At 39.5% G+C, this 13,355-nt stretch carries 13 protein-coding genes and 1 pseudogene; 7 read left to right on the top strand and 7 right to left on the bottom strand.

The features are described 5' to 3' along the window. Positions 1–4: 4 nt before the first annotated feature. The 7 genes from TSIB_RS02820 to TSIB_RS02795 form a co-directional block, all read right to left on the bottom strand. The gene (locus tag TSIB_RS02820; protein ID WP_015848853.1) at positions 5–337 is read right to left on the bottom strand and encodes a hypothetical protein; all 333 of its coding nucleotides are present in this window, start codon (positions 335–337) and stop codon (positions 5–7) included. A gap of 49 nt (positions 338–386) precedes the next feature. Continuing rightward, positions 387–2,270 (bottom strand): molybdopterin-dependent oxidoreductase, encoded by a 1,884-nt coding sequence (locus TSIB_RS02815; RefSeq protein ID WP_015848852.1) that lies wholly within the window; start codon positions 2,268–2,270, stop codon positions 387–389. Positions 2,271–2,294: 24 nt separating this feature from the next. Continuing rightward, entirely contained in the window at positions 2,295–2,855 is a 561-nt protein-coding gene (locus TSIB_RS02810; protein ID WP_048160222.1) for a DNA replication complex subunit Gins51, read from the bottom strand. Between the two features lie 28 nt (positions 2,856–2,883). Then, positions 2,884–3,633, bottom strand: coding sequence for a DNA polymerase sliding clamp (locus TSIB_RS02805; RefSeq protein WP_015848850.1), 750 nt, complete (start codon positions 3,631–3,633; stop codon positions 2,884–2,886). Positions 3,634–3,635: 2 nt separating this feature from the next. Further along, the gene (locus TSIB_RS10395; protein ID WP_187146415.1) at positions 3,636–3,806 is read right to left on the bottom strand and encodes a hypothetical protein; all 171 of its coding nucleotides are present in this window, start codon (positions 3,804–3,806) and stop codon (positions 3,636–3,638) included. A gap of 11 nt (positions 3,807–3,817) precedes the next feature. Beyond that, positions 3,818–4,144: a transcription factor S gene (locus TSIB_RS02800; protein ID WP_015848848.1), complete on the bottom strand. Its 327-nt coding sequence runs from the start codon at positions 4,142–4,144 to the stop codon at positions 3,818–3,820. 257 nt (positions 4,145–4,401) lie between these two features. Next, positions 4,402–4,761 (bottom strand): Lrp/AsnC family transcriptional regulator, encoded by a 360-nt coding sequence (locus tag TSIB_RS02795; protein WP_015848847.1) that lies wholly within the window; start codon positions 4,759–4,761, stop codon positions 4,402–4,404. Between the two features lie 231 nt (positions 4,762–4,992). Here TSIB_RS02795 and TSIB_RS02790 point away from each other — a divergent pair, with 231 nt between their 5' ends. The 7 genes and pseudogenes from TSIB_RS02790 (at position 4,993) to TSIB_RS02760 (ending at position 13,324) form a co-directional block, all read left to right on the top strand. Continuing rightward, positions 4,993–5,667, top strand: coding sequence for an aspartate/glutamate racemase family protein (locus TSIB_RS02790; protein WP_015848846.1), 675 nt, complete (start codon positions 4,993–4,995; stop codon positions 5,665–5,667). 110 nt (positions 5,668–5,777) lie between these two features. Next, positions 5,778–5,927 (top strand): annotated as a pseudogene (locus TSIB_RS10390) (EVE domain-containing protein); the annotation flags it as partial. 96 nt (positions 5,928–6,023) lie between these two features. Next, positions 6,024–7,322, top strand: a complete 1,299-nt coding sequence (locus TSIB_RS02780; protein WP_228359822.1) for a DNA double-strand break repair nuclease NurA — start codon at positions 6,024–6,026, stop codon at positions 7,320–7,322. Further along, complete coding sequence (locus TSIB_RS02775; protein WP_015848843.1) at positions 7,288–8,886, top strand: helicase HerA-like domain-containing protein; 1,599 nt, start codon at positions 7,288–7,290, stop codon at positions 8,884–8,886. Before TSIB_RS02780 ends, TSIB_RS02775 begins: the two co-directional genes overlap by 35 nt. 33 nt (positions 8,887–8,919) lie before the next feature. Next, the gene (locus TSIB_RS02770) at positions 8,920–9,552 is read left to right on the top strand and encodes a hypothetical protein (RefSeq protein ID WP_015848842.1); all 633 of its coding nucleotides are present in this window, start codon (positions 8,920–8,922) and stop codon (positions 9,550–9,552) included. After that, the gene (locus tag TSIB_RS02765; RefSeq protein WP_015848841.1) at positions 9,549–10,703 is read left to right on the top strand and encodes a metallophosphoesterase family protein; all 1,155 of its coding nucleotides are present in this window, start codon (positions 9,549–9,551) and stop codon (positions 10,701–10,703) included. Before TSIB_RS02770 ends, TSIB_RS02765 begins: the two co-directional genes overlap by 4 nt. After that, positions 10,700–13,324, top strand: a complete 2,625-nt coding sequence (locus TSIB_RS02760) for an AAA family ATPase (RefSeq protein WP_081432774.1) — start codon at positions 10,700–10,702, stop codon at positions 13,322–13,324. The genes TSIB_RS02765 and TSIB_RS02760 overlap by 4 nt, the downstream gene beginning before the upstream one ends. Positions 13,325–13,355: the final 31 nt, after the last annotated feature.

The raw sequence follows: 13,355 nt of genomic DNA, 5'->3' as shown, positions 1-13,355 counted from the left end.
TTATTCACTTCTTCTCAAATTTTGCAAGTATGTTATTCCTCATATCATATATATAAACCTTTGAAAACTTTACCAATGCAAATTTCTCCATTATATCACCTATTATTTTGGAATGTGCTATTGCGGCCCCTCCAATCATGTTGTAGTAAGCGTTGCTCTCAACGGCTAGCCACAGCTCAAGCTTATCCTCCTCAACGTTAAATCCCGCTAAAAGGCCAGCATCTAAAATGTTCATTGTACTTATTGGATCGATAACAGTGCTAAGCTCTTCAAGAACATCTTTATATTCTTCCGGATATTCCCTATCCTTTCTGTAAATTCTCATTTTACTCACCATTTTAAAGTTGGAAGGAGCATATAAAAACGTTTTTGGACAAATATGACTACTAAATCTTTCTAACCTCTACCCAAGTTGAATGATAGGCCGATCCATTACCGTACTTTTCTACAGTTTCATCCGTTGTGAGGAAGTTTACATTCCACCCAAGGAGCTTTGGCCAGAAAGCTTTGTAGAGGACCACAATTCCACTTGGAACATCTTCTGACACCTTTGCTCTTGTTTTTATGTTTCCATATTCATTGAAAACTTCCACTTCATCATTATCCTTTATTCCCCTTTCATCAGCATCTTGAGGGCTAATGTGAAGATAAGGATCAATTATATTGTATGTGTTGTGATACTGGCTGGTTATGGTTAACTTCCAAGTGGGGCTTAAGAGCTGAAGACCTTTTCTCTTCAATGGATTATATTGCGGGAAGGGCGGCAGGCCTCTGCCAACGGCCCTTTGCGAATAAAATTCCACCTTTCCACTTGGAGTATTATAAAACCTCTCCTTTTCCTCAACTTTTACAAATCCCCTCTCCTTAAGCTCTTCAAAACTTAACCCATTTTTCTCCAAGATTTTTCTAATGACATCCTCATCGCTTTCGTATAGACAGGGGTTTTTTATATCCAAAGCCTTGGCAAGCAACCTTGTTACTTCACTGTTGCTTTTTCCACAAAGCTGTGTTACCGGCTCATTCAGAGCTACGTAGCGGTGATAATAAGAATCCGCAATATCCAGGCGTTCAAAGAATGTGCTGGCAGGCAAAACCACATGTGCATAAAGGGCCGTGTCAGTAAGGAATATATCATGAACCACTACAAAGACATCATTTTTCATTATTGCCTTTCTCAAACGGTTTTGATTTGGGAGAGACGCCAATGGGTTTGCATTATAGATATAGAGGAACTTAATATCTCCATTTTCAATGAACTCTGCAAGCTTCATTTGGGGTATTCTTTTAACAGGCCTTGTCCGGAGGAACTCCCCCTCGGCATAACTCTTATCTATGGTTTTCATATCGTAGATAAAGCCAAATTTATGACCAACAAGGGTGGGAAGTATTGCAATTGCTCTTACTGCCTCCCCACCCATAAAAGATCGCTGAAGGCCGTATCCTATGTGTATAACCCCTTTTTTCTCAGCGTATTCAAAAGCAAATTCTTCAATCTTCTCTCCTTGGATTCCGGTCTCTTTAGCCACAAAATCCAGATCAATGGTTGAAAGGTATTCAACAAACTTCTCAAACCCGTAAACATTTTTCTCAACAAATTCCCTATCATAAATGTTGCTTTCCACAATGACCCTTGCAACTCCCAAAGCAAAGAGCACATCTGTGTTGGGCCTTATTTGGAAGAATTTTTCACTCTTCTTTGCGGTTTCAGTTTTCACCACGTCAACAACCCATTTTTCAAGCCCATACCTCTTGGCAAGCATGAAACCATGTAGATTCGTCCAGAAAGGATTTACACCCCAGTAAACTATGAGCTTTTGATTCTTTAGATCTTCCGGATCCATGCCCACAGCAGTTCCATAAACGTCCCTCAGGGCCTCCTGGCCTGCCCTGTCACATATTCCATAATCGAGCATTGAAGCGTTGAGATAATGAAACAGCCGAAGTGGAAAAGCGTAATTAACGACACCTCTATCACCTGCATAGTTATACACAAGAACACTTTCACTCCCGTGTTTTTGGATGGTTTCACTTAGACGAGCTGCAACAAAATTTATTGCTTCCTTCCATCCGGTTTCTTTAAAGTCCTCCCTTAAATCCTCCCTAACAAGGGGAGTTTTCAATCTTTCCTCGCTGTGGAACCATTTAGAGAGCAGGGCCCCTTTGGGACATAAAAAGCCCCGAGTTATCGGGTGTGAAGGATTACCTTTAACCCTCAACACTCCCTCTTTAAGTTCACTTATTATCGAGCAGGTATCATAACAGTCCCTCATACAAACGTTAAACATACTAACCACCTAATAAGATATTGATACTCGCCTAGCTGCTTCTCTCTGAGTCAGGATATGCCCTAATGTCCTGGGAAGGGTTGCAAGGTCACCGGCCTTAAATGGACCGTATTCTCTCAGGTGCTCATCCAAAATTTTTGGAATATCTTGAAGCATTAGATAAGCGGTAAAGATTCTTTTATCGGTCTTAAAAACGACTTCCTCCGTTTCTTTCACTTGAATCTCTTCCTCAAGTACAGGTATTTCCTCTCTGTGAATAAACGTTGCTATGATGGAAAAGATTTTCTTTTCATCCCCAACAAGATTGAATGGACGACCTTCTACGGCCATGTCAACTATTTTATGAAGTCTGGCCCTAATGATTTCCCTAGCCAATTTTTCTGCAATGCCTAATTCTGAAAGGTACAACTGCTGCTCAATCTCCTCCCCTCTTTCTTTAGAGGACTCTGCCTTAATCTTTAAAGCTTTCATTAGGCTATCAAATTCCTCGTAGAATTCCTCATCTAAGTCCGTTAATTCATTTGAAGATAGTTCCATTTCTAGAAGTTCTCTAAGTTTCGCTAGATCCAAGCTGACCACCTAAAAAGATGTTAAAAAATCACTCCTCAACACGAGGAGCCAACAAGAATGTGAGTCTTCCTTCATCCCTTATTGGATAATCCATTTGAAGGGGCATTTCATTTCCAAACCTGAGTACAACCTCATCCGCTTTTCCAATTCCCTTGGCCATATCAGCCAGGTAACTGACACCATATGCACTCTTGGTTTCTTCTTCAACATTCAAATCAAGTAACCCCTCATCTTCAAGAGTGAGTTTAATCTCAACTTCTTGGGTTTCCCCTTCAGCTTTCATAATGAACTCATTTTCCTTCGCAATGAACTTTATGCTGTCACTAACAAGAGAAGCATCTTTTACAGCTTCTTTCAGAACTTCTCCAAGTATAACTGCTCTCACTGTGAATGGAAGCTCTGGAAGATCGAGTTCAAGCTCTTCGACTTCAATCAATGGGAGTCTGAAAGTTCTTTTTGCAGTGCCTTCTAGAGTGATCTCAAGAAAGTTCTCCTCACCTTTCCTCAAAACAAGGATATCCTTACCCTTTCCTCTTTTAAGAACCTTTTTGAAGTGATCCATGTTAACTCCTACCGTTTCCTCCCCATCAATATCATATTTACTAAAAATGCTAGCGGGAAGATTGAGGTCAAGTAAAACCACCCTACTAGGGTCCATTGCCCTCATTGACATACCTTCTTCAGCGATTTTGAACGCAGCTTCATCAATTAAATTGCTTGCTGTGTCTATCAAGTCCGCAAATTCTTTTGCCCCATCAAAAACTATCTCAAATGGCATCTTCACCCCTCCATATTATTGAGAATTTTAGCTATTAATCTAACTCTTTCTTTACCTCTCAATAAATAAGTTTTTCCATTATCCACATCAGGTGCCCTCTTATAAGCTTCGTCTAATTCCTTTAAAGCTTTTTCTGCAAGGCGTTTAAGCACTTCTAGCTCAAATTCACTCATAAATTCCACCATTATTCATAACCTCTCCATGTGTACCCGCACTTTGTGCATCTGTAAAAGATGGTTGATGGTTCATCTCCAGCCCTTGTTTGCAATTCCCACCAGTATGCCTCATCGTTACCGCACTTTGGACAGGTTATTTTTACTTTTGGAAGTGTAGCTACATCCTGTTCAATAACCGGGATATCTTCTCTATCGTGTTTAATTTTTTGAGTTATTTTATACTTGCTTGCGGTTTCTAGGTCAAGAGGCTCCTCGTAGCCACATTTTCTGCATACAAAAACTCCCCTTTTCTTATCTGGAAGCATTATATTCCCGCATTTTGGACAGAATTTCATTTTTCTCTCACCTCCAGCCTAGGGCAGAGTTGATGGTATTAAAATAAAAAGCTTTGCCATTATCTTCGTTCATGTGATCGGCTGTATGTTACCGAAAAGATGCCTCTCCTCAACCCTTTGGGTTCTATTCTGTAGATTCTTCGAAAAAGAAGTGTCAAAAATTCCAGATAAAGGGGCATTCGAAACCAATTTTTCGTTTTCATTTCAAAAATCAGTTAGTGCGTCCTTGAAAGATACCTCGAGACCTTTCAAGGTTTTCACATCAAATAGTACTTTATAATTATGCAATTTTCCCCTTGTATTATCTCTACAACGCTTTTTCTAAGATCTGAGATATCTTCCCCAAACGTTCCTACTAGGATGTCGTAATCTCCCCATATTTCGTATACTTCAAATGTATGCTCATGTTCCATGAGCTTCTTCTTAAATTGAATGATCTGTTCCTTTGGAATTTCAGGTTTTAGCTTAATAAGTACGAACGCATAATTGTAGCCAAGTTTATCAAACCTTAAATAGGCAGATATAAAGAGACATCCTCTTTTTTGCAAGTTTATTCTTCTCCATCTAACGGCTGATTTTGAAAGCCCGATTCTTCTCCCAATCTCTGCGTCACTCATTCGAGCATTCTCTTTCAAAAGCCTTATAATTTGCCAATCTTTTTTTTGATAATCTTCTCTTCATTTTGTCCCCTCAATTTTTGTTTATCATGAAAACAGCTTAATAAATTTTTAGTTCATTAGACCATAAATATTTCCTAAGCACAATCCAAAGTAACCAGTGTATCACTACAATTTTGGTTTAACAATGGATATATACTGCTACTTATCTCAACTTTTTGGGTGTCATGAATGAAGAAATACACAGTTGGACTAATAAGAGTATTGACAATCCAGGATGAAGAACTCCTAAATCTCCATGGAAAATTAATCGAGAAGGCATTTCCAGAACTGAAAGTAATTAGCAGATGCATCGAAGACCAGCCAAAGGGCATATATGATGAAAAAACCGAGGAAGAAGCAAAACCAAAAATTTTGCGCTTGGCAAAAGAATTTGAAAACGAAGGGGTTGATGCTATAATCATAAGCTGTGCGGCAGACCCTGCTGTTGAAGAAGCTAGGAAATTAGTTTCGGTTCCAGTGATTGGAGCTGGATCCTCTGCTTCTGCACTGGCCTTAGCATATGCTAGGAAAATTGGTGTTCTTAATTTAACTGAGGAAACTCCAAGGGTAATAAAAGAAGTTCTTGGCGACAAGTTGATTGCCGAGGATCATCCGGAGGGAGTCTCAAATACTCTTGATTTGATGACAGATTGGGGACGAAAAGAAGCAATAAACGCTGCAAGGAGATTAAAAGAAAAAGGAGTCGAGGCAATAGTTTTGGGCTGTACTGGGATGTCCACAATCATGATTGCTCCTATTCTCGAAAAAGAAGTTGGCATCCCAGTTATTGACCCGGTAATTGCGGCGGGGGCTGTGACTCTTCATGCTCTCAGAAGATTAGACGTATGGGGTGACGTCAGATGAAAATAAAGGTTGATGAAAAACTTGCTGAAGTTGCTGTTCTTGGTGGGGCTTTCTTTGGTGGTGGAGGTGGAGGAGATCTAAAACTCGGATTAAAGCATGCAAAACTCGCTATCGAGCTTGGAGAAGTTGACTTCAAACCATTAATTCCAAAATTAAAATTCATAACGAACAAGAAGAAGTGGAGCGGCCACTTGATGGGCAAAGCAATGAGAGAAATCCCAGAAGAGGACTACAATCTGATTGAGGGCTTGCTAAATTAGTTGGGGGAATCCATACTTTTATCCTTTGTCAAAAGAAATATTTATTAATGACTTCCGCGATAAAACTTCTGATGTCTTATGCCACGATTTTATGATATGTTCTCTAAGAAAATCAGTGAGAAACGAGATATTTGGATAAATCGATATCACAAACCACCCGCCGGCATTGGATCATTGATTAAACAAGAAATTAAAAATAAAAAGTGGTGGATCCCCGTTTCTATTAAAACTTATGAAAGAAAGCCTAATGACTTCAATGTTCTGGCAATAGACAGCAGTTACCAAATGGAGCGTCTAAAAAACGGCGGACTCTTTTATGTGGTCAGAGCATTGGGACTAAATGGGAAAAACGAACATCGGGAACTGGAAGCAGATTTTGATTACACTGAAGGTTCTGCTCATGAAGTAACAAGTATCATACAGAGAAAGATGGAATACCTTGAAATTAAACTTGCAAGAAAAGCAATATCCGATGGATTTAATGGAGTCGTCCTTATCGATGGGTCTCTGTACGGGAGAATCTCCCACCTAATAATAGAAAGTCCTCTAAGTAATGACAGAGAATTTTTCATTAAGTATTACCAAGAAGTTATGAAGCTTTTCAAGCTGGCTAAAGAAAACAATGTTCTAGTAATTGGAATCAGTAAGGAAAGTGGAAGTAAGTTCTTCCGCGACTTTTTGATAAAACAAATAATAACCCTACCAGAAGTGCGGGGTGAGGTTTCTGACGAAGAAGCGAAGAAACTAATCTCAACATCACTGGATAGAAAACGGGAAGCTTTTGAGTATGTGAAACAATTAAAGTTGAAGTATTCTAATATTGGCTTATTAGAAGAAATTTTGAAGGAATTGACGACTCCTAGACCGGATTATCAACTAATCGAGGCCTCCATAACTGAACCGGGGTACACAGTCCCTCTACTTCTCGGCCCATCTTCGAGGTGGGTTAGGAGAATAAAACAGATAGAAATGGACCCCATCGGTTATCTGAAAACTCAGTTTCCTATCCTCTCAAATAATGAAGACTTCTTGAAGTACGCAAAAGTCGTTCTAAACCGCCTCAAAGAACTCCCTGCAATAGTCTCGTTCCACGTCCTACCAGATAAAAGAGACTCCCCTCTCAGAATAGACGTGCCAGCGTTTTGCATAGGATCGTCAACGAAGTTCCAAGATGTTGGATGGCCCGAACCAATAGACGAGGACATTTCCGAAGTGCTGAGTATTGTGGCCACGGGATATGGAGGACTGGACTACCATAATATCTGGCTATGGAAAGTAGACAGAGAGGTAAAATTCCACAGAAGGGAGTTTGATGAAATGTACCTTTCTAAATTCAAAGAGCTTGTGGGGGTTAACCTAAATGCCCGAGATTACAGGAGAGTTAGGTTCGTTTGAGAAAATTGGAGTTGTAGTAGGCGAAACAACGCATTCGGAATTCTATTTTGCGATAGAGGACACAAAAACACCCCAAATATGGGACTATGTAGTAGTCCGCTCGAAAGAAGTCGTAGATGGAACTGAGAAGGATGTACTAGTCTTAGGCCAAATAGTTGCAATAACTTCATACTCTCCAGGTTTAAGTGAGTACACTCCCTATCCAGTAGCAGAAAAGCTCAAAGACGCTGAAATAATAGAACCACGAAACTTCGCACAAGTTAAGGTTCTTGGTTTTACAGTGGGTGGGAAAGTCTTAATGCCAAGACGCACAATTTATCCCGGAACAGACGTTTACCTTGCCCCAGATGACGTTCTCTCCCAAGTTTACTCATATCCCGATGAAGAAGGACTCTTCATAGGACATCTAATAACTAGACCCAGAGTTAAAGTCCAGTTGACGATCCGTGGATTCAGAAGACACCTCGCAATTCTCGCACAAACGGGAGCTGGTAAGAGTTACACTGCAGGAGTGTTGCTTGAGGAGCTTTACGATAAAGGTGCTACCGTAATAGTTCTAGATCCCCACGCAGACTATGTTTTCATCTCACAGAGTAAAGACGGAAAAAGAATATTGCCAAGAGTTGATGTCTTCAGAACTCGCGAGAGTACTGGAAGATACACGAAAGAAGATATTGGACACATGGAAACTTTTGAGATTAAGTTCTCAGATCTTTCTCCAGACGAAATATTCACAATTACTGGCATTAGGGATGAGTGGTTAAATATTCAGAAAGCTGTGAGAGATGCTGTTAAGGAGTTAAAGAACGAAAAACCCGGGAGATACACAGTTGAAGACTTAATAAACAAACTTGAGTCTATGGATAGCAATGATTCATTAAGAGCCATAAAATACATTGAAAAGCTCAAAGGGCTAAAAGTCTTTGGAGAAGTGACCACACCAATAGAGAACCTCCTTAAGCCACAACACATCTCTGTCATGGATCTCTCGGGGTTAAGTGACCATGTAGCGGATTACATTGCATACAAAATTTTGTCTGAGGTGTATTATCAGAGAGAACATGGAAAATACAAGTATCCCGTATTTGTTTTAGTAGAGGAAGCTCATAGGTTTATCCCCAAGAAGGAGAACACTCTATCAAAGCGCATAGCAAAGAGAATAGCTGCAGAAGGGAGAAAATTTGGAGTATTCTTAATTCTACTCACCCAAAGACCTCAGAAAATTGACCAAGACGTTCTAAGCCAGTGTAACAGCCAGATAATCATGAGAATGACCAATCCAGAAGACCAGAAGGCAGTTAGAGCTAGTGCAGAGCAAGTAAGCGAGGACTTACTTAATGACTTACCTGGATTGAATGTAGGTGAGGCGGTTATTGTTGGGGAGATGACCAAGATGCCCGTCATGGTCAAGATAAGAGAGAGAAAGACCAAAGAAGGTGGGGCAGACATTGATATTGTTACAAGACTTTCGGAAGCTTTGAAAGAAGCCAAAGAATATGAAGAAAGTAAGGATGAAATAATAAGAGAAGAAATAAAAGAGATAAGAGATATTTTAGATATGTAGCTTTTTGCCTGAAGGAGTAGGAGGTGAGACCAAATGCGAAGGCCTACTCTTGTAAAAAATCTGATTGAGCTTGAAGAAATGAATGCCCAGATCAGAAGAACGTCAAGGGGCTTAGAGGAAATTGTTCCTTCCCTCCTTACAGAAGAGGGCATAGCTAGGATGTTTAAAAAGGATAAAGATCAGATAATAATAGATTACAAGAAAGGATTAATATCCAGAAAGGAAGCACTACAACAATTGAAGGAGTTAGAGGATATCGCAGAAGATTTAAAGAAGTATGTTTTTGAGGCTAGAGAACTACTCGAGAAACTTGAAATAGAAACTCAGAAGATGATAATAAAACTAAGAGAATTCAATGAGTTTCCACGAGTTGGAGTTCCCATTGAGTACGTGAAGGAAAGAATAAAAGAGGATCTAAGGAAAGCAGGGGATGAATTACCAAAAAAAGAATTTGGAGTTCTGGATGTACCGGAGTTCCAAAGAGATGAATATGAAGATGCACTTGATGCGATTAAAGAGTTTTTAGAGGAATATTATTCAGGAGTAATAGTTGCACAGCCAAGACTCAAGGAATCCATCATAGAGTTCTTGCATAGAAATGGTGTTAGATTTGATGTTAAAGAAGTTGCATCACGAATTGTATTTACAGTGGAGGGAACCCGATGAGAATAGCACACATAGCCGACACTCATCTTGGTTACCGACAATACAACCTCGAGGAGAGGGAAAACGATATTTACGAAGCATTCAATGAAGCCGTTGAAAAAATGATTGAAGAAAGAGTTGATGTTTTTGTCCATGCAGGCGATTTTTTTGATTCTCCCCGACCTCCAATAAAGGCTCTCTATGTGGCAAAAGAGGGGATCCGAAAATTGAGAGAACACAACATAAAGATATTAACAGTGCTCGGAGAACACGACACACCCCGGAGAAAAGCAATGCCTCCCCAAATGCTCTTGGATTTACCCATCCTTGGGATTGGAAAAGTTCAAAAAGTGGTTCTTAACGGGGTCGCGTTCTTTGGAATATCTAACCTCAAAGGAAGAAGAGTTGATTTACTGAAGGAAGAGTTATCAAAAGTTGATCACCTCGCCAAGGAATACAACAAGAGTGTACTAATTGCCCATCAAGCAATTAAGAAATTCTTGCCTTTTGAAGGAGCTTATGAGCTCGAAATGGTTGACCTACCTCGGGAAATTTCCTACTATGCATTCGGCCACATACATTCGAGAACCGTAGAATCATTTGGAAGAAGCTACTTGGCGTATTCTGGTTCTACAGAGATAATGAGAAAGAGTGAAATTTCTTCTTGGAAAGACAAAGGTAAGGGGTTTTACATTGTTGACCTTGATGGGGACCTGCCTGAAATTCACAAAATAGACCTAGAATCAATACGACCGCAATTTGAAGTATCCTACACTCAAGAGAAAGATATTATCAATGAGTTGGGAGCGTTTCTCCAAGACATTATTGGGGAAGGAACCTCTGTAACAAAAGCGCCAATATTAAAAATAAACGTCCAAGGAGATATTATCAGGAAAGCCGAGTTGATTGAGAAAATACGTGAGATACTAGAAAAGCTTGTTCCTTATAGGATCTTACGATACGACATTCATTTTATTGGAACTAATGTTCCTACAAACTTAACACCAAATAACATCAAGGAGATAGGAGACCTTAGGAGGCTCTTCGTTGAGTATCTTGGAGACGAGAAGCTTGGTAATTTGGCTTTCGAACTATACTCTCATCTCTGGATAAATGATCTGGAGGGAAGTATTGAGGTTTGCAGAAAATACTTGGAGGAGGAAGACAAATGATACTCAAACGCATTTCTCTTAACGACTTCCTCTCACACAATAACACCACAGTTGAATTTCCACTGGGAGTTACAGTTTTTATGGGCCCGAATGGGGCTGGCAAAACCTCAATAATTGATGGAATCTTTGTGGCACTGTTCAATCACAGGCCACGTGGTGAAAACTGGAATGACGTAATCCGTAGAGGCCGTGATCGCGCTAGAATTGAGTTGGAGTTCGAAGAGGGAGGAGTCCCCTACCGCATATTCTGGGAGAGAAAAAAAGATGGAGCTCCAGTTTACAAACTTTACAGAGCCGATGAGGGAATATTAATAGCCGAAGGGGTCTACGAAGTCCAAACACAACTCAAGGCAATAACTGGCCTCGATAGAGATTCGGCAATTAACTCCATTCTGATCAGGCAGGGAGAGATAACTTCTTTACTAGACCAAGCACCGGCAAAAAGAAAAGAGGTCATCGGAAGACTGCTAGGGTTAGAAAAGTTAGAGAAAGCCTGGCAGTTTATGAGAGAAGTAATTTACTACTTTGAACAAGTTAAAAATGAGTTGGAAAAAGAGATCGCAGAAATTGAAGGAAAATTAAAGAGTAAATATGAACAGAGAGACAAACTCAAACAAGAAATACAAGAGTTAAACAGGCAAATAAAAGAGCTTAAACAAAAATTAAAAAGCCTTAGTCAACAACTTAGTGCTATTGAACGAGAGTTGAACGAATTAAATGCGAAAGAAAAGAGATACAATGAGCTAATGCTAGAGTTAACCAAAATAATTGAAAGCATAAGATTAGTACAGGAACAAATTAAGAAACTCGAAGAAGACCTAAATGAATCCAAAAAGGCCAAAGAGAAATTGAAGGAATTAGAGGGAGAAATAAGAAAAATACCTCTTTTGGAGGAGTACATTAAACAGTTTAACAAATTCAAGGAGTTAAATACAAAAAAAGAACAGTTAGAGAAGGATTTGAACAAAATATCAGCCATAAGAGAGGAAGCTAATAAGGCAATGAAATCGTGTAAGGTGTATGTTGAATACATAGAAGTTGGCGAGGAGTTCATAGAGGTACCAACAGACTTATCAGAGATTGAAAAATCCACTACAACAATTTCCACACTAGTAAGAAGCACTGTAGCCCAAATAAAGAAGGACACAGAAGAGCTTGAAAAATTGATTTCTGAAGCTCTAAAGTTTTTACCCGAGCCAACAATTGAAGCTAAAGAGAAGAAATTGAAGGAGCTTAAAGAGGAGGAGAAAAGGCTAGAAAATATTGTATCTGGCCTAAGGAAAGAACTCGGTGAAGTATCGGGAAGAATAAATGACTTAAGAAAAGCATTGGACATGCTCGGTGAATCAGAGGCATGCCCCGTTTGTAAAACAAAACTAACCCCGGAACATAGAGATAGAGTAAAGCATGAAATGGAGGAAGAAATAAAATCTTTAGAAGAAATAGTGAAACAAATTAGAAGAGAAATTGAGGAAGCGGAGAATCAAAAGAGGACAATAAAAGAAGAAATTGAACGTGTATCTAAAATAAACGTAGAGCGCATTGAGCAATTACAAAAAGAGATAGAGGAGATGAAAGAAAAACTTGCGAAGCATTACACAGAATTGGAAGGAATAATAACGGAACTTAATAATCTCGAAAATGACATCAGACCAAAAATTTCAGAGATCGAATCGGAGATAAAAGAGATTGAGGAGAGGCTCAATGAGCTTATTGAAGAGATCGGAGAGAAGCCCGAAGATCCGGAAAATGAACTGAAGGAATTAAGAAAGAAAAAGGAAGAATATGATAGGCTAAAGCCAATCGCAGATAGATATGAAAAATTGCTCGAAGATATCAAAGAAGCACAGGAAAAACTAAGAAAACTAGAAAATAAGAAACATGAGCTCCAAGAAGAGATTAAAAAACTTGGATACGATAAGCAACACCATGAGAAAGTTAGAAAAGAACACGAAGAACTATTAAGAAAATTTGAGAGTACTAAAACTGAACTCGAAGAGAAGACTAAATCATTAGAAAAGAACTTAAAAGATCTAACTGAAGTGGAAGCGGAAATAAAAGAGCTCGAAGAAAAACGTAATAATCTCAAGGCAGAGCTAGATAAGATTAAAAAGCTCCTAAATGATTTAGAGCGTATTAGGCGCGCCTATCATCGTGACGGTGTTCAAAGACTCCTGCGGCAAAAAATAGCCCCAATTATCTCCGAGTTAGCAACGGGATACATCGAGAACTTTAATATGGACATCACAGACATCTATTTAAGCGAAGATTTTGACATAACTGTTGTAAAGAACTCTGTGGAAGTTCCAATATCTACCTTAAGTGGTGGTGAAAAAGTCGCCGTTGCACTAGCGTTAAGGCTAGCAATAGCTCGGGCCCTTTCGAAAAGTCTATCGATAGTCATAATGGACGAACCAACAACTCACTTAGACGAAGAGCGTAGAAAAGACCTTGTGGAGATACTGGACAGGTTCTTTAAGTCGGAAGGAGCCATTCCACAGGTTGTGATAGTTACTCACCATCCAGAACTTGAAACAGTAGCTGACACTCTTTATCTCATCAGAAACGTAGCCGGTGTTTCCCAAGTGCAGGAAGTGGAAAGTTTGGAAAGTAGGCTTTAAAGCCCATTCCTCTGCAAAATTTCTTTTTCTC

This window comes from Thermococcus sibiricus MM 739, from assembly GCF_000022545.1.
GTDB classification, from domain to species: Archaea; Methanobacteriota_B; Thermococci; order Thermococcales; family Thermococcaceae; genus Thermococcus_A; species Thermococcus_A sibiricus.
Note: the sequence above shows the minus strand (reverse complement) of the source record. Positions and strands in the feature narration are given on the sequence as shown.